The sequence below is a fragment of the uncultured Tateyamaria sp. genome (assembly GCF_947488715.1).
Lineage (GTDB): Bacteria > Pseudomonadota > Alphaproteobacteria > Rhodobacterales > Rhodobacteraceae > Tateyamaria.
In genome coordinates, this window is record NZ_CANLAG010000001.1 from 488,471 (window position 1) to 508,322 (window position 19,852).

The 19,852-nt window shown below is 60.6% G+C and carries 22 protein-coding genes; 17 read left to right on the plus strand and 5 right to left on the minus strand.

Annotation, left to right across the window (positions count from 1 at the left end; translation table 11 throughout):
• The first annotated feature begins 48 nt into the window (after positions 1-48).
• From pyk to rplT, 4 genes are all read left to right on the plus strand, one after another.
• Positions 49-1,494 (plus strand): pyruvate kinase, encoded by a 1,446-nt coding sequence (gene pyk / locus Q0936_RS02425; protein WP_299297510.1) that lies wholly within the window; start codon positions 49-51, stop codon positions 1,492-1,494.
• Between the two features lie 29 nt (positions 1,495-1,523).
• Positions 1,524-1,745, plus strand: coding sequence for a hypothetical protein (locus Q0936_RS02430; RefSeq protein WP_299297511.1), 222 nt, complete (start codon positions 1,524-1,526; stop codon positions 1,743-1,745).
• A 128-nt stretch (positions 1,746-1,873) separates the two neighbouring features.
• A complete protein-coding gene (rpmI, locus tag Q0936_RS02435) occupies positions 1,874-2,074 on the plus strand; it encodes a 50S ribosomal protein L35 (RefSeq protein ID WP_027263382.1) in 201 nt (66 codons plus the stop codon).
• 15 nt (positions 2,075-2,089) lie between these two features.
• Positions 2,090-2,455 (plus strand): 50S ribosomal protein L20, encoded by a 366-nt coding sequence (gene rplT, locus Q0936_RS02440; RefSeq protein WP_299138761.1) that lies wholly within the window; start codon positions 2,090-2,092, stop codon positions 2,453-2,455.
• A gap of 52 nt (positions 2,456-2,507) precedes the next feature.
• On the opposite strand, the gene Q0936_RS02445 is transcribed toward rplT, so the two are convergent.
• The gene (locus Q0936_RS02445) at positions 2,508-3,803 is read right to left on the minus strand and encodes a hypothetical protein (RefSeq protein ID WP_299297512.1); all 1,296 of its coding nucleotides are present in this window, start codon (positions 3,801-3,803) and stop codon (positions 2,508-2,510) included.
• A gap of 169 nt (positions 3,804-3,972) precedes the next feature.
• On the opposite strand from Q0936_RS02445, the gene pheS reads away from it, so the two are divergent.
• From pheS to pheT, 4 genes are all read left to right on the plus strand, one after another.
• Entirely contained in the window at positions 3,973-5,046 is a 1,074-nt protein-coding gene (gene pheS / locus Q0936_RS02450) for a phenylalanine--tRNA ligase subunit alpha (protein ID WP_299297513.1), read from the plus strand.
• A 91-nt stretch (positions 5,047-5,137) separates the two neighbouring features.
• Positions 5,138-5,350 carry a phenylalanyl-tRNA synthetase subunit beta gene (locus tag Q0936_RS02455; RefSeq protein WP_299297514.1) on the plus strand — a complete coding sequence of 71 codons (213 nt, stop codon included), beginning with the start codon at positions 5,138-5,140 and terminating at the stop codon, positions 5,348-5,350.
• 31 nt (positions 5,351-5,381) lie between these two features.
• Positions 5,382-6,203, plus strand: coding sequence for a polyhydroxybutyrate depolymerase (locus Q0936_RS02460; RefSeq protein WP_299297515.1), 822 nt, complete (start codon positions 5,382-5,384; stop codon positions 6,201-6,203).
• A gap of 85 nt (positions 6,204-6,288) precedes the next feature.
• Complete coding sequence (gene pheT, locus Q0936_RS02465) at positions 6,289-8,685, plus strand: phenylalanine--tRNA ligase subunit beta (protein ID WP_299297516.1); 2,397 nt, start codon at positions 6,289-6,291, stop codon at positions 8,683-8,685.
• 13 nt (positions 8,686-8,698) lie between these two features.
• Here the strand turns inward: pheT and Q0936_RS02470 are convergent, their stop codons facing one another.
• On the minus strand, positions 8,699-9,580 hold the full coding sequence (locus Q0936_RS02470; RefSeq protein ID WP_299297517.1) for a LysR family transcriptional regulator: 882 nt from the start codon (positions 9,578-9,580) through the stop codon (positions 8,699-8,701).
• 84 nt (positions 9,581-9,664) lie between these two features.
• Here Q0936_RS02470 and Q0936_RS02475 point away from each other — a divergent pair, with 84 nt between their 5' ends.
• The 3 genes from Q0936_RS02475 (at position 9,665) to Q0936_RS02485 (ending at position 12,531) form a co-directional block, all read left to right on the plus strand.
• A complete protein-coding gene (locus Q0936_RS02475) occupies positions 9,665-10,294 on the plus strand; it encodes a class I SAM-dependent methyltransferase (protein WP_299297518.1) in 630 nt (209 codons plus the stop codon).
• A 73-nt stretch (positions 10,295-10,367) separates the two neighbouring features.
• The gene (locus Q0936_RS02480; RefSeq protein ID WP_299297519.1) at positions 10,368-10,814 is read left to right on the plus strand and encodes a YtoQ family protein; all 447 of its coding nucleotides are present in this window, start codon (positions 10,368-10,370) and stop codon (positions 10,812-10,814) included.
• 112 nt (positions 10,815-10,926) lie between these two features.
• Positions 10,927-12,531 carry a GMC family oxidoreductase N-terminal domain-containing protein gene (locus Q0936_RS02485; protein ID WP_299297520.1) on the plus strand — a complete coding sequence of 535 codons (1,605 nt, stop codon included), beginning with the start codon at positions 10,927-10,929 and terminating at the stop codon, positions 12,529-12,531.
• A 27-nt stretch (positions 12,532-12,558) separates the two neighbouring features.
• Here the strand turns inward: Q0936_RS02485 and Q0936_RS02490 are convergent, their stop codons facing one another.
• The gene (locus tag Q0936_RS02490) at positions 12,559-13,257 is read right to left on the minus strand and encodes a glutathione S-transferase C-terminal domain-containing protein (protein ID WP_299297521.1); all 699 of its coding nucleotides are present in this window, start codon (positions 13,255-13,257) and stop codon (positions 12,559-12,561) included.
• Positions 13,258-13,406: 149 nt separating this feature from the next.
• Here Q0936_RS02490 and mscL point away from each other — a divergent pair, with 149 nt between their 5' ends.
• Entirely contained in the window at positions 13,407-13,835 is a 429-nt protein-coding gene (gene mscL, locus Q0936_RS02495) for a large conductance mechanosensitive channel protein MscL (RefSeq protein ID WP_299297522.1), read from the plus strand.
• Between the two features lie 114 nt (positions 13,836-13,949).
• Here mscL and ald read toward each other — a convergent pair whose 3' ends face one another.
• On the minus strand, positions 13,950-15,068 hold the full coding sequence (gene ald, locus Q0936_RS02500; protein ID WP_299297523.1) for an alanine dehydrogenase: 1,119 nt from the start codon (positions 15,066-15,068) through the stop codon (positions 13,950-13,952).
• A 136-nt stretch (positions 15,069-15,204) separates the two neighbouring features.
• Here ald and Q0936_RS02505 point away from each other — a divergent pair, with 136 nt between their 5' ends.
• The 5 genes from Q0936_RS02505 (at position 15,205) to Q0936_RS02525 (ending at position 19,530) form a co-directional block, all read left to right on the plus strand.
• The gene (locus Q0936_RS02505; protein ID WP_299138724.1) at positions 15,205-15,663 is read left to right on the plus strand and encodes an Lrp/AsnC family transcriptional regulator; all 459 of its coding nucleotides are present in this window, start codon (positions 15,205-15,207) and stop codon (positions 15,661-15,663) included.
• A 93-nt stretch (positions 15,664-15,756) separates the two neighbouring features.
• Positions 15,757-16,170 (plus strand): hypothetical protein, encoded by a 414-nt coding sequence (locus Q0936_RS02510; protein WP_299297524.1) that lies wholly within the window; start codon positions 15,757-15,759, stop codon positions 16,168-16,170.
• Entirely contained in the window at positions 16,163-17,398 is a 1,236-nt protein-coding gene (locus Q0936_RS02515; RefSeq protein ID WP_299297525.1) for a biotin/lipoyl-binding protein, read from the plus strand. The genes Q0936_RS02510 and Q0936_RS02515 overlap by 8 nt, the downstream gene beginning before the upstream one ends.
• Before the next feature lie 84 nt (positions 17,399-17,482).
• Positions 17,483-17,773, plus strand: coding sequence for a hypothetical protein (locus tag Q0936_RS02520; protein WP_299377837.1), 291 nt, complete (start codon positions 17,483-17,485; stop codon positions 17,771-17,773).
• Positions 17,770-19,530 carry a methyl-accepting chemotaxis protein gene (locus Q0936_RS02525; RefSeq protein ID WP_299297527.1) on the plus strand — a complete coding sequence of 587 codons (1,761 nt, stop codon included), beginning with the start codon at positions 17,770-17,772 and terminating at the stop codon, positions 19,528-19,530. The genes Q0936_RS02520 and Q0936_RS02525 overlap by 4 nt, the downstream gene beginning before the upstream one ends.
• A gap of 87 nt (positions 19,531-19,617) precedes the next feature.
• Here Q0936_RS02525 and rpsU read toward each other — a convergent pair whose 3' ends face one another.
• On the minus strand, positions 19,618-19,824 hold the full coding sequence (rpsU, locus tag Q0936_RS02530) for a 30S ribosomal protein S21 (protein WP_155428094.1): 207 nt from the start codon (positions 19,822-19,824) through the stop codon (positions 19,618-19,620).
• Positions 19,825-19,852: the final 28 nt, after the last annotated feature.

Below are 19,852 nucleotides of genomic sequence, written 5' to 3' on the forward strand. Positions count from 1 at the left end.
TGGGCAATAAGGCCCCCGTTAGCGATATCATTAGAGAGGCCTGCCACTATGAGACGTATGCGAAACGTGAAAATCGTGGCAACGCTGGGCCCCGCATCCGACACATACGACATGATCCGCTCCCTGCATGAGGCAGGCGCGGATGTGTTTCGGTTGAACATGTCGCACGGCAGCCATGCCGAGATTGCGGAAAAGCACGCGATCATTCGCAAGATCGAGGAAGACACCGGATCGACCATCGGCATCCTTGCCGACTTGCAAGGCCCCAAACTGCGCGTGGGTGTGTTTGCCGGTGACAGCGAGATGCTGGACGAAGGCGCCAAGTTCCGCCTCGACCTCGACACCGCAGATGGCGACAGCAGCCGCGTGTGCCTGCCACACCCTGAAATTTTTGCAGCCCTCGAACCGGGCAAGACATTGCTGGTCAACGATGGCAAGATCCGGCTCAAGGTCGAAGACTGCGGTCCGGACTTTGCCGACTGCGTCGTGGTGACTGGCGGTGTGATTTCCAACCGCAAGGGCGTCAACGTCCCGGATGTTGAACTGCCCCTGGCCGCGCTTTCCGAGAAAGACCGGGCCGACCTCGAATTTGTGGCCGAGTTGGGCGTTGACTGGATGGCGCTTTCCTTTGTCCAGCGCCCCGCGGATGTGCAAGAGGCGCGTGACCTGATCAAGGGGCGCGCTGCCGTTCTGTCCAAGATTGAAAAGCCCAACGCGGTTGAGCGGTTTGACGACATTCTGGCTGTGAGCGACGGCATCATGGTCGCGCGCGGCGATCTTGGTGTGGAATTGCCCGTCCAGAATGTGCCGCCTATTCAGAAACGTCTGGTGCGCAAGTGCCGTCATGCCGCCAAGCCGGTGATCGTCGCCACGCAGATGCTGGAAAGCATGATTGAAAGCCCGATGCCGACCCGCGCCGAGGTCAGCGATGTGGCGACGGCGATCTATGAAGGTGCCGATGCCGTCATGCTGAGCGCCGAAAGTGCTGCGGGCAGCTATCCGATTGATGCCGTGACGACGATGGACCGTGTGGCGGCAGAGGTCGAACAGGACCCGACCTATACCCAGATCATCGAAGCCAGCCGGAACCCGGTCCGTGGGTCCGTTGCGGATGGCATCGTGGCCGCCGCCCGCGAGATTGCGGAAACCGCGGACATCAAGGCGATTTGCTGCTTTACCCAAAGCGGGACAACCGCACTGTTGGTGGCCCGCGAACGGCCTCGCGTGCCGATCATCGCACTGACCCCACTGGTCGGTACGGCCCGGCGCTTGGCGCTGAGCTGGGGCTGTAACTGTGCCATCACCGGCGTTATGGACCGGTTCAAAGGCGCGGTGGTGGGCGCTGCCAAAGCCGCCCGCGAAGAAGGCTTTGCCACAGCCGACGATCAGATCGTCGTCACGGCGGGTGTGCCCTTCAACGTGACAGGCACGACAAACATCCTGCGCGTGGCCCCTTGTGATGAACGTTTGATTTACTCGACAGATCCGGAGTAACCTTTCCCCGATTAAGGTTAAGGTCTGTTATGAGCCCCGATATGTATCTGGTGCTCGGCATATTGATTGCCGGGTTTTCTATCCCATCCGTTTTGTCCGCCCTGTCTGATCGCCGCGCGCCACGTGCCTCTGCGATCACCATCCTGATTGCGGGTGGTCTGATCCTGCTTGCTGTCCAGACCCAACCGGGCGGCTACTCCCTTCAGGAAATACCGGATGTTTTTGTCCGGGTCATCGCCCGCTTTATCTGAAGGCGCTGGCACGCAATTGCTCTTGCCATAGGTCGGGCGACCTCCTATACGCCCAACTCGTTCCGCGCGTCCGGCCCAAGTGGCATGCCGAGTCGCGCATCTACCGAACTCAAACGATGGAGACGGAAATGCCCAAGATGAAGACGAAATCGAGCGCCAAAAAGCGCTTTAAGGTGACCGCGACCGGTAAGGTCATGGCAGGTCAAGCCGGCAAACGCCACGGCATGATCAAACGCACCCGCAAGTTCATTCGTGACGCCCGTGGCACCACGACCCTGTCGGCCCCCGACGCCAAAATCGTCAAGGGCTTCATGCCCTACGACCGCTGATAGGAGGTATCTGATATGTCCCGTACCAAAGGTGGAACAGTCGCCCACGCCCGTCACAAGAAGGTCATCAAGGCCGCCAAAGGTTACTATGGCCGCCGCAAGAGCACCTTCAAGGTCGCCCGCCAGGCGGTCGACAAGGCCAACCAATACGCCACGCGTGACCGTCATAACCGCAAGCGCAACTTCCGCGCGCTGTGGATCCAGCGGATCAACGCCGCCGTGCGTGCCCATGACGAGGCGCTGACATACAGCCGCTTTATCAATGGTCTGAACCTGGCCGGCATCGAAGTCGACCGCAAGGTTCTTGCCGACCTGGCCGTGAACGAGCCCGAGGCATTTGCCGCGATCGTGGATCAAGCCAAGGCACAGCTGACCGCCTGATCGGCGCCTCAGTTCTGAGTTTTGAAAACCCCGGCCTCGTGCCGGGGTTTTTTCATTCCGGGGTAGGTTGCGTGATCTGCGCGCCGCCCGCATGGGTCAGGCGGATTGTGCATCCCGCCTCCAGTTCCGCGGCATAGGCGGTGGCCACGATGTTCCAGACCTCTTGCGGCGCGCTGGTCCAGACATCTGTGACATGGCAGTGAAAGTGGTCTTTCAACAGCGCGTCCGCGGCGTTTCCGAACGCAGCGCGGCGTTCGTTGATGTCCACATCGCCACCACCACCGAAAAGGCTTGCTGTGGGGGTGACGATCTCGATCACGGCTTCGATCAACCCATTGACGAACACTTGATCATCCTGCTCTGCCGTGGCCATGTCGGCCAGCCCTTCGGCAAACAGGGCGGGATCGCAGTAAAACATTGTGCCCTCGTCGCGATCCAGAACCCCGAGGTAGAACGCGGCATAGGCCGCCGCCCCAAGTTCGGAGGTGTCGGCCATGGCCTGCCGGGCCGCAATCTCCAAACGCTCATAATCGCCGCCCCATCGTGGCAGCAGGTGAAAGGCGCGCTCGCGCATCGTCACCCAGCACCGCGGGTTCAGGGCGAGACAGCGCTGGAACACGGCGTCGCAGGCCGCGTCCTCCCATTCCGATGACAATGCGACCGTGTGCGTGACCGAGGCCAGCAGAAAGGACGTCTCCTTCTGGACGTCAAAGTCGGCCAACACTTCGTTGGCGCGTTCCAGATGCATCTCAAATCCGTGCCATCCGTCCGACGTCACCGCGTCGGCATAGTCACCACCGCGCCGCGCCCAGGCCATCTCCTCGTGCGCACGTGCCAGCATCGCGGCCAGACGGGGATCACGGTGATGTTCGGCAAAGGCCATTTCGAGCTTTTCAATGGAAGCAAGCGGCAGCTCTGATGCCACCATACCATAGCAGTCGTCGTTTTCCTCGAGGAACGTCAACTGCGCCCACCGCGCAGCACGCGTGCCGACATAGGTGAGCGGTTGCCCTTCGACCGACGTATTCACCGCGTCCCATCGCGCCATCTGGGTCAGGAATGCGGGCCACTTTTCTGTGCCAGCCAAGCCACGCATACGAAACATGGCGGCGGGTTCATGGGCGATTTCGTCGCGTGTTTTCGTGTCCAGCTCAAATTGCCCGTCCTCGACCTCCGGTACCGGGATGCCTGCGTCACCGATGGGGCTGTGTGCTTTGCTCAACCGCCAGAGTGCGCGGGGCATGGCCCAGACCAATATGATGGGCAGCAACATCAGGTTCAACGCCAGCCGCACCAGATAGGGCAGGCGCGGAAACAGGATTTCATATTGGCGGGCGAGGTACTGCATGGTCGATACTCCTTACGCGCATGGGTTGAAACATGCGTGTTTGACCCGCATTCGACGGCGTTGGGGCGAAACTGTGACGTCGGGCGCGGCCATGGGCGACCCAAGCCCGGTTGCACTGTGCTGCGCGCAGCGTTAGATCGCTCTGAAACCACGTGGGAACAGCGGTGCCATGGACGATCTCAAATCCAAATATCTGACCCTGATCGCAGAGGCCGGTGACGAGGCTACGCTGGAAGACATCCGCATCACCGCCGTCGGCAAAAAGGGTGAGGTTGCCCTCAAGATGCGCGAGCTGGGCAAGATGACGCCCGAAGAACGCCAGGTGGCAGGACCGGCGCTCAACGCGCTCAAGGACGAGATCAACAGCGCGCTGGCCGCGAAAAAGGCTGCGCTGGCGGATGCCGCACTGGATGAACGGCTGCGCAGCGAATGGCTTGATGTGACGCTGCCCACCCGGCCACAGCGGCAGGGCACAATCCACCCGATCAGTCAGGTCAGCGAAGAGGTCACCGCGATCTTTGCCGAGATGGGGTTCAGCGTTGCCGAGGGGCCGCGCATCGACACCGATTGGTACAACTTTGATGCGTTGAACATCCCCGGTCACCACCCTGCACGGGCCGAGATGGACACGTTTTATATGCACCGCGCCGAGGGCGACAACCGCCCGCCGCACGTGTTGCGCACACACACGTCGCCGGTACAGATCCGGTCGATGGAAGCCTCTGGCGCGCCGACCCGCATCATCTGCCCCGGTGGTGTCTACCGCGCAGACTATGACCAGACCCACACGCCGATGTTCCACCAGGTCGAAGGCCTTGCCATCGACAAGGACATTTCGATGGCCAACCTGAAATGGGTGCTGGAAGAGTTCGTGAAGTCCTATTTCGAGGTGGACGGTGTTGATCTGCGCTTCCGCGCCTCGCACTTCCCCTTCACTGAACCATCGGCCGAGGTTGATATCCGCTGTTCTTGGGAGGGCGGTACACTCAAGGTTGGTGAGGGCGACGACTGGCTCGAAATCCTCGGCTCCGGCATGGTGCACCCTAAGGTCCTGCAGGCCGGAGGCATCGACCCGAACGAATGGCAGGGCTTTGCCTTTGGCATGGGGATCGACCGGATTGCGATGCTGAAATACGGCATCCCGGATTTGCGCGCGTTCTTTGACAGTGACTTGCGGTGGCTGCGCCACTACGGCTTTGCGGCGCTGGACGTGCCGACCTTGCACGGCGGGCTGAGCCGGTAGGCGATGTTTGGCACAGGTGCGCGGAGACCGCCCACCCTACGCAGGGTGAGCATTCATTGCACGCCATCCATTGCACGCTATGTTCCCCCACATGCGTCTTTGGCTTGTTCTTGCGATGATCGCCGTGATCGGCATTGCCCACATATTCCTGTGGCGGTCGGACATGCCCGTACATCTCAAGGTCACGTTCACCGTCCTCAACGTCGCGGGTTGGACCATCGTTCTGGCGCCGATCCTGTTGATCGACCGCTGGTTGGAGGCGATCCAGCGGCGCAACCGCGACGACCACGACAATGTGACGTGACACCGGACCGCAGATGCGTAGCGTGCGGCGCATGAGATTTCTGTTTTGCCTGATCGCCCTTTGCTGGGCGCTGCCTGCCGCCGCCATGGGGCCATGGCAGCGTGACACCTGCCACCTTGATGTCCCCTGTGTGCTGGATGACCGGTCCTATCACGTCAAGGAACCGGACGACTGGGACGGGACCAGCCCGATGCCGGTTCTGATCCACTTCCACGGGTGGCAGCGTACGGGCGCACTGCCTGTCCAGCACCAGCGAATTTCCGGCGCCACGCGTCGCCGGGGTGTGTTGTTGATCGCGCCCAACGGCATCCGCAAGACATGGGACATGTGGTACCCGGAAACCGACGATGTGCAGTTCGCGGTGGACGTTCTGGCGGACGTGATGGCGCGCTATCCTATCGATCCCGATAACATCTTTCTGTCGGGGTACTCCTACGGATCGATCATGGCATGGCGTGTTGCCTGCGACCGCGGCCAAGAGATGAACGTGCGCGCGCTCCTGGGCATTTCAGGCACGATCAGCCAATCCGAAGATTGCGCCCAGTTCCCACAAGAGGCGCGCCACGTGCATGGCCTCAAGGACAACGTGCTGGACTTTCCTTACGGCCCGCAGGGCGAGACGGAGTATCCCGTTTCGCTGTGGCGCGATCACCTTGGTTGCACTGACGTGGTGACGGATACACGCGACTGGTCCGTGGTGGATTTCCTGACGCTGACACGCACGGAATGGGGTGATTGCGCGGAGGGAACCAAAGTGACGCTCGACATTCATTCGGGCGGGCATTTCATCCCGCACGGCTGGATCGGTCGGCAACTCGACGAATTGCTGGACCGCCGCCCGACCTACCCCTGACAGCGCTTGCAAGCCCCGCGCGGCTTGCACCTCGGCGCGAACTTTGCCATTGCAGACGCAACCGCCAAGGCAAGGGACACACCCGATGAAATTCACGCTCAGCTGGCTCAAGCAGCACCTCGACACCACCGCCACGGTGGACGAGATCACCTATGCTCTGACCGATCTCGGCCTCGAAGTTGAAGGCGTCGAAGACCGTGGGGCAAAGCTGGCTGACTTTACAATCGGCCATGTCCTGAGTGCGGAAAAACACCCCGATGCCGACCGCCTGCGCGTGTGTCAGGTGGCGACCGATGAGGGCACCAAACAGATCATTTGCGGCGCGCCCAATGCCCGCGAAGGTATCACCGTTGTGGTCGCAAAACCGGGCGTCTACGTGCCCGGCATCGACACCACCATCGGCGTGGGCAAGATCCGGGGCATCGAGAGCTTTGGCATGATGGCCTCCGAGCGCGAGATGGAGCTGTCTGACGAGCATGACGGCATCATCGAATTGCCGAGTGGTGAGGTGGGTGAACGTTTCGTCGATTGGTTGGCTGCAAATGATCCGGCCAAGGTCGACCCGGTGATCGAAATCGCGATCACGCCCAACCGCCCTGATGCGCTTGGCGTGCGCGGCATTGCACGCGACCTCGCCGCACGCGGTCTCGGTTCGATGCGGCTTTGCCCGGCACCCGATGTCGAGGGCGCGTTCGTGTCTGACATCTCCGTCAGCATTGATGAGGATACGTTGGATGGCTGCCCCGTCTTTTTCGGTCGCCTGATCCGCGGTGTTCAGAACGGACCAAGCCCCGCGTGGCTTCAGGATCGTCTGCGCGCCATTGGCCTTCGCCCGATCTCGTTCCTCGTGGATGTGACCAACTACTTTACCTATGACCAAAACCGCCCCCTGCACGTCTTTGATGCGGACAAGGTTGCGGGCAATCTGCGGGTGCACCGTGCAACAGGCGGCGAAGAGATCATAGCGCTGGACGAAAAGAACTATACCCTTCAACCCGGTCAGATGGTCATTTCCGATGAAAACGGTGCTGAAAGCATCGCGGGCATCATGGGTGGCGCGGAAACAGGCTGTACCGAAGAGACCGTGAATGTCTTTGTGGAAAGCGCCTATTGGGACCCGGTCCAGATCGCTTATGCGGGCCGCGCGCTCAAGATCAACTCGGACGCGCGCTATCGCTTTGAACGTGGCGTTGACCCGTCCTTTACGCCTGTGGGGCTGGACCATGCTTGCGCCATGATCCTCGAACACGCTGGCGGCACAGCCTCCAACATGATCAGTGCGGGGGCCGTCCCTGACACAAGCCGCGCCTACCGGCTGGACGCGGCGCGGGTGCAAAGCCTTGTTGGTATGGACATTCCAGAAAGCGAACAGCGCCAGACACTGACAGCACTTGGTTTCCGGCTCGAGGGCGATATGGCCCATGTCCCCAGCTGGCGTCCCGATGTGATGGGCGAGGCCGACCTCGTCGAAGAAGTGGCGCGTGTTGCATCCCTGACCAAACTCCAAGGCCGTCCGTTGCCGCGCTTGACCACAGGTGTGCCAAAGCCCGTGATGACCCCGATCCAGCGTCGCGAACAGATTGCCCGCCGCACCGCGGCCGCGCTGGGCTACAACGAATGCGTCACCTACAGCTTTATCGATCAGGCTTCGGCCGTGTTGTTCGGCGGCGGCGATGACACGACCCGTCTTGAGAACCCCATTTCCAGCGATATGAGCCATATGCGCCCTGCGTTGCTGCCGGGTTTGCTGCAAGCGGCTGCGCGCAACCAGGCGCGGGGTTTCATGGACCTTGCCTTGTTCGAGGTCGGTCCGGCCTTTCACGGTGGTGAACCGGGTGAACAGCATCTTTTGGTGTCCGGCCTTTTGGTTGGCCGAACAGGGCCCAAGGACGTGCACGGCGCATCCCGACCCGTCGATGTCTATGACGTCAAGGCCGACGCCGAGGCTGTGCTGAACGCCATGGGCGCACCGGCAAAGGTGCAGATCATGCGCGGTGCGCAGGAGTGGTGGCACCCGGGTCGCCACGGTAGAATCTGTCTGGGTCCGAAAAAGGTGCTTGGCGTATTTGGTGAACTGCATCCGCGCGTTCTCGAGGCGATGGACATCAAGGGGCCAGCCATGGCCTTTACGCTCTGGCCTGCCGAAATTCCGATGCCACGCAAGACGGGCGCAACCCGTCAGGCGCTCGATATCAGTGACTTGCAATCGGTCGAGCGCGACTTTGCCTTTGTGGTCGATGCCGATGTCGAGGCTTTGACGTTGGTCAACGCCGCTGCGGGGGCCGACAAGGCGCTGATCGACGATGTGCGCGTGTTTGACGAATTCATTGGCGGCAGCCTGGGTGAGGGCAAGAAATCCCTGGCCATCACCGTGCGCCTGCAACCGCGTGACGTGACGCTCAAGGACGCGGACATCGAAGCTGTGGCACAAAAGGTCGTGGAAAAGGTGACCAAAGCCACCGGCGGCACCCTGCGCGGATAAGGGCTGGTCGCGCCTATTGGTCGGCGAGCACGTCGGCCAGCAGGTCAAAGACCAACCTGATCCGTTTGCTGTTGTGCAGGTCACGATGTGTGACCAGCCACACCGGGAAACGCAGGTCGGTCACACCATCCAGCAGGCGCACCACGTCGTCGAATTGTGCCGCAATGTGGTCTGACATCGGAAAGATGCCAAAGCCACGCCGCAGCATCTCCCAGATCGTGATGCCGCTGGTAGACCCGGCGCGCAGGTTGTCGTGACCCACGGGCAGCCCGCGTTCCTCCATCGCAGCGACAAAGGCGTCGTCATTGCCCATGCTGATAAAGTCATGGTCCGAAAGGTCCGCAATGGCTTGTGGCATCCCATGTGCGGCCACATAGGATTTCGATGCATAGAGGTGGGCAGAGGCGTCGCTGATCCGTCGGGCAATCAGATCGGGATCGGTTGGACGGACGTGACGAATGGCGATGTCAGCCTCGCGTTTGAGGATGTCCCGGATGTCATTCGCCGCAATCACGTCGACGCGCAGCCGGGGTGCGACGCTGCGCAACTGCATCAGGGTGGCAGGCAGCACATAGGCGCTCATCATGTCGGAGGCGGTCACGCGAATGGTGCCGTCCAATGCCTGTGTGCGCCCCTGCGCCATCAGCGAAATCCGGGCGGCGGCATCGGACATGCTGCGCGCCTGTGCCAACAGATCCGCCCCCGCGTCCGTCAGTTGCAGGGCACGCCCGGTGCGTTCAAAGAGGGCGAGTTTCAATTCCTGTTCGAGAGCCGTGATTTGCCGTCCAACGGTGGGTTGGGTCAAACCCAATTGCCGCGCCGCCGCAGACAAGGACCCGGCATCGACAGTGGCCAGAAAAGCCCGCATGTGGTTCCAATCGAATCCTCTATCCATGCGTATTTGTATGGCTGCCGTGCAAATCTCGTCAATTCAGGTGCGGCTAATGGCATAGTATATGCGCAGGCAAAGGAGACACAGATGAAACCCGATGCAAAATTCTGGGACAGAATTGCCCCGAAATACGCCTTGCAGGCGATTGATGACGTCCCCGCCTATGAACTGACGCTGGACCGTGTCCGCGATCACCTGGCACCGGACGCACGCGTGTTGGAATTTGGTTGCGGGACGGGCGCCACCGCGTTGACGCTGGCGCCGGATGCGGGGTCAATCCTCGCCATCGACTTTTCGGCGGGCATGATTGCGCAAGCCAATGCGCGGTTCGGGCATGACAGTGTTCGATTCATGCAAGCGGATGTGTTCCACTATGATCTGAGCGGCATGGCTTTTGATGTGGTGATGGCCTTTAACGTGTTGCATCTGATTGACGATCTGGATGCCGTATTGGCGCGCGTCCATTCATTGATCCCACCGGGTGGGCTGTTCATCTCAAAGACGCCCTGCATCGGAGAGCGGAGTCTGGGGCTGAAATTCAGCTTGATACGATTGGCCATCCCTTTGATGCAGCGGTTTGGGAAGGCTCCATTTGTGCGGTTTGAAACGATATCGGCCCTTGATGCGACGCTGGAGCGGGCGGGGTTCGACATCGTCGAGACAGGGAATTTCCCCGTGCGGCCCCCGAACCATTTTGTGGTGGCCAAGCGACGGTAAGCGAGGCTCGCCCCTTGCTTTTGCCGGGTGCGGACGCAATTGGTAGCGGGAACGCAAGAGAAGGACCGTGCGGATGCTGAATGTCTATTTGTCTGGTGAAATTCACACCGATTGGCGCCAACAGATCATCGAGGGTGCGCAGGGCCTGGATGTAACATTTTCCGCGCCGGTGACCGACCACGCCGCAAGCGATGACTGTGGTGTGGTGATCCTGGGCGCGGAGACCGACAAGTATTGGCACGATCACAAGGGGGCGATGGTCAATGCCATGCGCACCCGCAAAGGGATTTCGGACGCGGATGTGGTCGTGGTGCGTTTTGGCGATCAGTACAAGCAATGGAACGCGGCCTTTGACGCGGGCTATGCCGCTGCGCTGGGCAAGTCGCTGATCATTCTTCATGGCCCTGACCATGCGCATGCACTCAAGGAAGTGGATGCAGTAGCGTTGGCCGTTGCGCAGGAGCCCGCGCAAGTCGTGGAAATCCTGCGCTATGTGCTGACGGGTGCTTTGCCCGGTTAGGGCGCTGGGCGGCTCTGTTTGCCTGACGGCAAATGCGCCCGCCCACCGACCCAGGGTCACGCTTGTTTTGGAACGGGTGCGCTGTAGGGTTGCCTCAACAGGGAGGCGGCGCATGAAATTCGACTACGTGATTGTCGGTGGCGGGTCAGCGGGTTGTGTGATGGCATCTCGGCTGAGCGAGGACCCGCATATTTCGGTGTGTTTGATTGAGGCCGGCGGGCACGGGCGCGACATCTTTGTGCGTGCGCCTGCGTTGGTGGCCGGGATGATCTCTGGTCGGCCCAAGATCAACAATTGGGCGTTCAAGACCGAACCCCAGAAAGAGCTGAACGGGCGACGGGGGTTTCAACCGCGCGGGCGTGCGTTGGGTGGATCAAGTGCGATCAATGCGATGTTGTACGTGCGTGGCCATCAACGCGATTACGACGAATGGGCGGATCTGGGGGCCGACGGTTGGGACTGGGCGTCTGTCTTGCCGCATTTCCGGATGTCTGAGGGCAATGTGCGTGGGGCGGACGACCTGCACGGAACAGACGGCCCCTTGCAGGTTGCGGATCAATCCGAGCCGAGGACAATCACGCACGCATTTGTTGAGGCCGGTGCGCAAGCGCAATTGCGCCCGACCGAAGATTTCAACGGGCCGCGTCAAGAGGGCATTGGCCTTTATCAGGTAACACAACAGCATCGCGGTGCGGCTCGGGGTGAACGGTGTTCGGCTGCTGCTGCTTATCTGCCTCAGGCGGTCCGCGACCGGTCAAACCTGACGATTTTGACCCGTGCAGTTGCACAAAAGGTTGAGATGCAGGAGGGCCGCGCCATCGGGGTGCGGATCAAACATGCGCGGCGGATCAAGCTGGTTGAGGCCACGCGTGAGGTCATCCTGTCGGGTGGCGCTTTTGGATCGCCGCAGCTGTTGTTGCTGTCTGGCATTGGCCCGCGCGACGAATTGGACCAGCACGGGATCGACGTGGTGCATGACCTGCCCGGTGTGGGGCGGAATTTGCAGGATCACCTTGATTACATCATCAGCTTTCATTCCAAGCGGGATGATGTCGTGGGACTTGGGCCCAAAGGCTTGGCCGATCTGGCGCGGGCGGGCATGCGGTGGCGCAAGGATGGGACGGGGATGTTCGCCTCGCCCTTTGCCGAAGGTGGTGCTTTCCTGAGGTCAACGCCGGATGCGGACCGTCCCGATCTGCAACTGCATTTCGTCGTTGGCATCGTGGATGACCACATGCGCAAGATCCATTTTCGCTATGGCTACTCCTGTCATGTCTGCGTGTTGCGCCCACACAGCCGGGGCCACGTGGGACTACTGTCTGCGGACCCGGCGCAGCCGCCGCGCATCGATCCGGCATATTTGTCCGACAAAAGAGACCTCGATCTTTTGATGCATGGCGCACGCCAGATGGATGGTATCCTGTCCGCGCCGCCGCTTGATCCGTGGCGTGGCAAACGTCTCTATGCGCATGATGGATCCGATGCGGCGTTGGAGGCTGACATCCGTGCGCGGGCCGACACGATCTATCACCCTGTGGGGACCTGTCGGATGGGCGTTGACGACATGGCTGTCACCGACCCGTCGGGCAAGGTGCACGGTGTCACCGGTCTGCGCGTGGTGGATGCGTCGCTGATGCCGCGTCTGATCGGGGGCAACACCAATGCGCCAACCATCATGATGGCTGAAAAGATCAGCGCGGGGATGCGCGCAGCGTAAGGCTTGGCCGCTGCGCGCTATGGCTGGCTATGGGCGGGGCGGGATATTCTTGCCCTTTTCAACTGCTGGCCGCGCCATGAAACGGTCGAGATAGGCCACCAGATTCTTGTGATCGTCCCAGCCGACCATCTCCTTGGCCTCATAGAAGTTGAGCGCGTTCAGCCAGGGCGCAATCGCGATGTCGGCAATCGAATACTGGCCTGTGATCCAATCGCGGTCGGCCAACTGGCGATCCAGAACGCCCAGCAGCCGTTTGCCTTCGTCGACGTATCGTTGCTGTGGGCGTTTGTCTTCCCACGCCGACCCAGCGAACTTCACAAAAAAGCCCATCTGACCAAGCATCGGACCCAGGCCACCCATCTGGAACATCAGCCACTGGATCGTTTTGGCTTTGTCGCTGGCGGTCTCACCGATCAACTTGCCGGACTTTTCGGCCAGATAGATCAGGATCGCACCGGATTCGAACAAGCCCACAGGCGTGCCATCCGGCCCGTTCGGGTCGATGATCGCGGGGATCTTGTTGTTGGGGTTCAGCGACAGGAATTCCGGGCTTTTGACATCCGCATCCGAGAGCGTCACGAGATGCGCTTCATAGGGGATTTCCATCTCCTCCAGCGCGATCGAGGCTTTGACCCCGTTTGGGGTGGGAAAGGAAAACAGTTGCAGCACATCAGGGTTCTGCGGTTTCCATTTTTGCGTGATCGCGAAGGCGCTGAGGTCAGCCATTGGACATCTCCTGTTGTCATAGACAGAAGACATAGGGGAAAACTGACCGCAAAATACCCTTTGCCCTGTGAAATCATGTGTTAACAGGTGTTCACTCACGCACGAAGCGCGACAAGACGCACCGTGCAGTAGCCAACAAGGGACTAGAAATGCTTAACGAATTTAAAGATTTCATTGCCAAGGGCAATGTTATGGACATGGCCGTCGGGATCATCATCGGTGCGGCCTTTACTGCAATCGTGTCGTCGCTGGTCGCCGACCTGATCAATCCATTCATCGGTTTGTTCATGGGTGGCATCGACTTTACCAACATGTACTTCGTGCTGTCCGGTGACGTGGCCGACGGCGCATCCCTCGAAGCGGCGCGCGAGGCGGGTGCGGCTGTGTTCGCCTACGGTTCGTTCATCATGGCGATTATCAATTTCCTGATCATCGCGTTCGTGGTGTTCATGCTGGTGCGCTATGTTAACAAGGTCAAAGCCGCAACCGAGACGCCCGAAGAGCCCAAAGAAGAGGCCCCCGCAGGCCCCAGCGAGCTTGATATCCTGATGGAAATCCGCGACTCGCTGGCCAAGTAAACCGTCAAGGCAACGCTTGTTTCAAAGGGCCGCTCCGCACATCGCGGGGCGGCCCTTTTTCTTTGGTGAGGGCAGGGGACACTCGGACCTCAATCCCTCTGCTTGGGCGCAGTCTTATTGTTTGAGCGCCAGCGCCGGGGCCAGAACGTCGATCCCAAGCGCCTTCCCGACGGCGTAGTATGTCAACTGACCCGCATGCACGTTCAATCCCTCAAGCAGGTGTGGATCATCCGCGCAGGCTTGACGCCAACCTTTGTCTGCGAGCGCCAGCATAAACGGCATGGTCGCGTTCCCAAGGGCGATCGTCGATGTCCGCGCCACAGCACCCGGCATGTTGGCAACGCAATAGTGCATGATGCCATCCACCTCGTAGATCGGGTCGTCATGGGTGGTGGCCTTGGAAGTTTCAAAGCAACCGCCCTGATCGATGGCGACGTCGACAATGGCTGCGCCCGGTTTCATCATGCCGAGTTGCGCGCGCGTCACCAGTTTCGGGGCCGCGGCACCGGGGATCAGAACAGCACCCACAACCATATCCGCTTCTGCAACTAGTTCAGCGGTGTTGCCTGCGCTCGCGAAACTGGTCTTGAACACGCCGCCAAAGACATCATCCAGATACCGCATCCGGGGCAGCGACCGGTCCAGCACCGTCACATCCGCGCCCATGCCTGCCGCGACGCGCGCGGCGTGGGTGCCGACAACACCGCCACCAATCACGACGACACGCGCAGGGCCGACACCGGGCACACCGCCCATCAAAACCCCGCGCCCGCCATTGGCCTTTTGCAGGGTCCACGCACCCACCTGGGGTGCCAGCTTGCCCGCAACCTCGGACATCGGCGCCAACAGGGGTAAGCCGCCCTGCGCATCCGTCACCGTCTCATAGGCGATGGCCGTGCATCCTGACTCCAGCAAGTCATGCGTCTGCGCGGGGTCGGGTGCCAGATGCAGATAGGTGAACAGCAACTGCCCTTCGCGCAACATTTTGCGCTCGTTGGCCTGGGGCTCTTTGACCTTCACGATCATATCTGCGGTTGCGAACACGTCTGCCGCACTGGCCGCAATGGCCGCGCCTGCCGCGACATAAGACGCGTCATCGAACCCGGCACCAAGGCCTGCGCCGGCCTGAACGGTCACCTTGTGGCCATGTGCAACCGCCTCTCGGGCGGCATTGGGGGTCAGGCCAACGCGGAATTCTTGTGGTTTGATTTCAGTCGGGCAACCGATATGCATGGGGTATCCTCCTTTGAATTTGTCGCCATGATGCGCCTCAAGGCTTGCAATCGGTCACGAAAGAAGGTTCGTGTTTGCGGGTAACAGTCGAAGATTGTTGCGCGCACGAACAAAAGGGCAGGAGAATTTCGCGCCAATGAGCCTAGATGCAACAGATCGTCGTATCCTGACCGCCCTGCAAAAACGGGGCCGTATGCCCAACGCCGAACTCAGCGAAACGGTCCACCTGTCCGCGTCCGCTTGCCACCGCCGGGTCCAGCGGCTCGAAGAGGCAGGGTACATCCGCGATTACGTCGCGCTTTTGGATGCACGCAAGATGGGCGTGCCCACAACTGTCTTTGTCGAGATTACCCTACAGGGCCAAGCGGACGAAGTGCTTGAGGCTTTTGAAAAGGCCGTTGCGCGCATCCCCGACGTTCTGGAATGTCACCTGATGGCAGGCACGGCGGACTATATCCTGAAGGTGGTCGCCGAAGGGACCGAAGACTTTGCTCGCATCCACCGTCAGCACCTCGCGCGTCTGCCGGGCGTGGCACAGATGCAATCCAGTTTTGCCTTGCGCACCGTTTTCAAGACGACCGCGCTGCCCGTTTGAGTGGTCCGGCGCAATTTGCACTGGCAAAGTCAAATCGGCCCCACTAGCCTCTGCCGAAGCATATTGAGATAGGGCATTCACCCAGAGGTTTTTATGTCAGACACGCGGCACCCCATGGCACCCGAACACTTGCCATCCTTCATCACGGCAGCGGATGGCAGCGACTATTTGTTCACCGTCATGATCTTCTTTGTCGTGGGGCTCATCCTGCTTTTGGGGGTGGCTTATTTCACCCTGCACGCCCTGCCCGAACGCATGGCGCACAAGGGCAACAGCACCCAGCTTCAACTGATCAGCGTTCTGGCCATGCTTGCGCTCTTTACGCATAACAACCTGTTTTGGGTTGCAGCCCTTGCGCTTGCCGCGTTCCGCCCGCCGGACATTGTCACGCCACTGAACGCGATGGCACAGGCGCTCACCCGCATTGCCGGGCGTGATGCGGCGCCACAGGAACCCGACATGCCCACCCAGTCCGATACGCCTGACGAGGAGAAGACACATGCTTGAGCTGCTGCTGTGCTCCCTCGTGACCATCCTGCCCGATTACCTTTTGCGGCGTCAGTTTCAGGGCAAGCGTTGGGGCGAAGAGATCAACTTTTTCACGGTGTGGTACGAGTTGCGCTGGGGCATTACCCTTTGCGCGATGCTGACCATCAGCATGATCACAATCGTCTTTTACTACCACCCCAGCACAACCAACGTGTCTTCGTTCTTCCGCACTGTCACGATCCTGTCCGAAGGCGGCGGCCGTGTGGCCGAAGTATACGTGCGCAACAATCAGGACGTGGCCGCGGGTGACCCCATTTTCCGACTTGATGACAGCAGCCAACAGGCGGCGGCAGAAACCGCGCGACGCCAAATGGCCGAAGTCGACGCGGCGCTGGTGCTGGCCCAATCCGAACGCGCACAGGCCGAGGCGGGCATCGCGCAGGCACAGGCCGCTCTGGCCCAGTCGCGCGCTGATCTGGAACGCCAGGTGGCCTTGCAACAGCGTGGATCAACCGCAGTCAGCGACCGTGATCTGGAACTGGCACAGACGTCTGTGGCGGCCAATCAGGCGTCTGTCGATGCAGCACAGGCGGGTCTGCGCGCCGTTGATGACAAGATCCGCGTGCAATTGCCCGCCAGCCACGCCAGCGCGCAGGCTGCGTTGCAACAAGCCGAAACCGAGATCTCCAAACTCACGGTCTATGCCGGTGTGAGCGGGCGTATCGAACAACTGTCCCTGCGGCAGGGCGACATCGTGAACCCTCTCTTGCGGCCCGCAGGGGTGCTGGTGCCCAGCGATGCCGGTCGCAATCGGTTCCTCGCCGGTTTTCCGCAAGTGACCGCACAGGTCGTCAAACAGGGCGGCGTGGCCGAAATCATGTGCATGTCCAAACCGTTCACGGTGGTGCCCATGGTGATTGTCGAAGTTCAGGATGTCATCGCCGCCGGTCAGGTGCGTCCGTCCGATCGCTTGGGGGACGCGCAAAATCAAGGGCGGCCCGGCACAGTGACGGCCTATCTTGAACCCCTCTACCCGGGGCAGGCCAACGACATTCCACCCGGCAGCCGGTGCATGGCCAATGCCTATACCGACAATCATCACCGCTTGGCACACGATCCCAATATCGGTGGTCTGGAACGCGTGTTCCTGCATGTGGTCGAAACGGTCGGCGTGGTGCATGCGGCGGGGCTGCGTATCCGGTCACTGTTGTTGCCGCTGCAAACACTGGTGTTCACAGGGCACTGAATTAGGTCGTGAAAATCGACGCGGATTAGGTATTCCTTTAGACGCACCCGCTATCCAGCCCGTGTTTGAGTAGGCGGTATGGCAATGCGCGTGTGGATTTTGATGACCCTTTTGGTGGTGGCGGGGCCTTTGGCGGCCCTTGGCGTCACGCCTGAGGATGAAACAGACCTTTTTGTGGTCATTCTTCCCCCTTGGCAGGATCCTGAATTGGTGTCCGAGGCGTTGCTGGGGCATCAGGTTGGGCCAGAACGTGCGCGACTGGGTGTTTTGTTGCAAACCGACCATCCCGACCGGATTGCCGCCGGTTATGACGCAGGGGCTTGGTGGATTATTCCGGCCGGGCCGCTTGCCGCCATTTGCGGAGTGTACCGATGACCCAGACCCAAGATGTCATGAGCGCGCTGGATGCGTCACGTTTGCGCGCGGCGCGCTGGCTGTTGAACGGGTGTCTCGTTCTGGGTGTGTGTATCGCAATGACCGGGCTGCTGATGCCAGCAAACTCATTTGTGCCTGCGCTCATCGCCTTGGGTGCAACTGCCGTCGGCTATTGGTCTGTGCGGGTTGAATACCCGCAGTACCGCCTCATCGTCGGACAGGTCGCCGTGGCACAACCCATTGCACTTTTGGTCGCGATGTCTGGTTCGACCTGGCAAATGGACGCGCATATGCTCTTCTTTGTCGCCCTGTCCGCTCTGGTTGGGCTGGTCGACATCCGCGCCATCGTCTTTGCGGCGATCACGACCGTATTGCACCATCTGAGTTTGGGGATATTTCTGCCGCACTTGGTGTTCCCGACTGTGGATTTCCTCGAAAACGTGGAACGGGTGCTGTTTCATGGTGCAATTGTCGGTCTTCAGGTGGTTGTGCTGGCATGGGCCGTCCGCATCCGGATCAGCCTGACCAAGCAGGTGCAACGCGCGCTGACGGATGCCAAGGCGGCAACTGTGCGCGCCGAACAATCTGGCGCGCTTGCCGAAACCGCCCATGCAGCGGCGCAAAGCGAAACCGCGCGCGCGCAAGAGGCGCAAAGTAAAGCCGAGGCACTGCTCACGCAGTTGAAAGAGGAACAGACCGCCAGGGAAAAGGCCGACAGCGCCGCGCGCGCAACCGAAGCGCATGCCGCCGAGGTGCGCCAAACCGTTCTGGACGATCAATCGCGTGTCGTAACGGCGCTGCGCGATGGGCTGTCGCGCGTGGCGCGTGGCGATCTGGCGTCACCGATCACCGAACCATTCCCGGACGCCTACGAGGTGCTGCGGTCGGACTACAACGCTGCGATCCAAAACCTTGCGTCCGCGCTGTCAGATGTGGCGGCCAATACGGGCACATTGATGGAACAGGTCGCAGGTGTCAGCGCCTCTGCCAACGATCTGTCCGAACGCACCGACAAACAGGTTGCGTCGCTTGACGCCACAGGCGTAGCGATCGAGAACCTGCACAAGACCGTTCAGGCATCGACAGAGAATGCCCGTGCCACGGCGTCTGCCGCCATCGCTGTCAAAACCGACGCGGTTGCAGGCGGCGACGTGGTGCGCCGGGTCATCGCCGCCATGAGCGATATCGAATCCTCATCCCAGGAGATCGCAAAAATCAACGCGGTCATGGACGGCATCGCCTTTCAGACAAACCTCTTGGCGCTCAATGCCGGCGTCGAAGCGGCGCGGGCAGGCGAGGCTGGCCGTGGCTTTTCCGTGGTTGCGTCCGAGGTGCGGGCCTTGTCCCAGCGCGCAACCGAAGCGGCACGCGGCATCAACGATTTGACGGAACGCAGCGGACGGCAGGTACAGGACGGGGTCGCCTTGGTCGGGCAGGCAGGAAAAGCACTGGATGGAATTGTCGATTCGATTGCCAACATGACCGCTGCGGTCGAACGGATTGCGCAGGCGGCGGAAAATCAATCAGACGGTCTGCGGGCGGTCAACGATACGGTCAACGATCTGGATGCCGTGGCCCATAGCAATGCAACCATGTTCGAAGAAACCACGGCGGCGTGCCACGCTCTCACCGCCGGAATGGAACATATCTCGGATAGATTGCGCGGCTTTGAACTGCAACATGACAACACGTCGGTGCCACTGACCGATGATGAAGGCGCAGACACAGAGCCAGCTCAGATGTCGCGCACTGCGTAGGCGTCACGACTTAACCTAGTCCCAAAAACAAATCCCCGCGGCACTGCCACGGGGATTGTGATTCTTAAAAATGCGCGTGTAAACGGCTTACATCAGCCCTTCGCGCTGCGCTTTTTTGCGTGCCAGCTTGCGGGCACGGCGGATCGCTTCAGCTTTCTCGCGCGCTTTTTTCTCAGACGGTTTCTCGAAATGTTGCTTGAGCTTCATTTCGCGGAAAACGCCTTCGCGCTGCAGCTTCTTTTTCAGGGCACGGAGCGCCTGATCGACGTTGTTGTCGCGAACACTAACCTGCATGTGGTTGTCACCACCTTTCTAGAAAAGA

Coding starts and splice junctions, on each gene's coding strand:
- Q0936_RS02480 (WP_299297519.1), top strand. CDS start 10,368: ATGCTGAATGTCTATTTGTCTGGTGAAATTCACACCGATTGGCGCCAA.
- rplT (WP_299138761.1), top strand. CDS start 2,090: ATGTCCCGTACCAAAGGTGGAACAGTCGCCCACGCCCGTCACAAGAAG.
- rpmI (WP_027263382.1), top strand. CDS start 1,874: ATGCCCAAGATGAAGACGAAATCGAGCGCCAAAAAGCGCTTTAAGGTG.
- Q0936_RS02515 (WP_299297525.1), top strand. CDS start 16,163: ATGCTTGAGCTGCTGCTGTGCTCCCTCGTGACCATCCTGCCCGATTAC.
- Q0936_RS02470 (WP_299297517.1), bottom strand. CDS start 9,580: ATGGATAGAGGATTCGATTGGAACCACATGCGGGCTTTTCTGGCCACT.
- mscL (WP_299297522.1), top strand. CDS start 13,407: ATGCTTAACGAATTTAAAGATTTCATTGCCAAGGGCAATGTTATGGAC.
- pheT (WP_299297516.1), top strand. CDS start 6,289: ATGAAATTCACGCTCAGCTGGCTCAAGCAGCACCTCGACACCACCGCC.
- Q0936_RS02485 (WP_299297520.1), top strand. CDS start 10,927: ATGAAATTCGACTACGTGATTGTCGGTGGCGGGTCAGCGGGTTGTGTG.
- Q0936_RS02455 (WP_299297514.1), top strand. CDS start 5,138: ATGCGTCTTTGGCTTGTTCTTGCGATGATCGCCGTGATCGGCATTGCC.
- Q0936_RS02475 (WP_299297518.1), top strand. CDS start 9,665: ATGAAACCCGATGCAAAATTCTGGGACAGAATTGCCCCGAAATACGCC.
- Q0936_RS02490 (WP_299297521.1), bottom strand. CDS start 13,257: ATGGCTGACCTCAGCGCCTTCGCGATCACGCAAAAATGGAAACCGCAG.
- Q0936_RS02505 (WP_299138724.1), top strand. CDS start 15,205: ATGAGCCTAGATGCAACAGATCGTCGTATCCTGACCGCCCTGCAAAAA.
- Q0936_RS02525 (WP_299297527.1), top strand. CDS start 17,770: ATGACCCAGACCCAAGATGTCATGAGCGCGCTGGATGCGTCACGTTTG.
- pyk (WP_299297510.1), top strand. CDS start 49: ATGAGACGTATGCGAAACGTGAAAATCGTGGCAACGCTGGGCCCCGCA.
- Q0936_RS02510 (WP_299297524.1), top strand. CDS start 15,757: ATGTCAGACACGCGGCACCCCATGGCACCCGAACACTTGCCATCCTTC.
- Q0936_RS02520 (WP_299377837.1), top strand. CDS start 17,483: ATGCGCGTGTGGATTTTGATGACCCTTTTGGTGGTGGCGGGGCCTTTG.
- Q0936_RS02460 (WP_299297515.1), top strand. CDS start 5,382: ATGAGATTTCTGTTTTGCCTGATCGCCCTTTGCTGGGCGCTGCCTGCC.
- rpsU (WP_155428094.1), bottom strand. CDS start 19,824: ATGCAGGTTAGTGTTCGCGACAACAACGTCGATCAGGCGCTCCGTGCC.
- Q0936_RS02445 (WP_299297512.1), bottom strand. CDS start 3,803: ATGCAGTACCTCGCCCGCCAATATGAAATCCTGTTTCCGCGCCTGCCC.
- Q0936_RS02430 (WP_299297511.1), top strand. CDS start 1,524: ATGAGCCCCGATATGTATCTGGTGCTCGGCATATTGATTGCCGGGTTT.
- ald (WP_299297523.1), bottom strand. CDS start 15,068: ATGCATATCGGTTGCCCGACTGAAATCAAACCACAAGAATTCCGCGTT.
- pheS (WP_299297513.1), top strand. CDS start 3,973: ATGGACGATCTCAAATCCAAATATCTGACCCTGATCGCAGAGGCCGGT.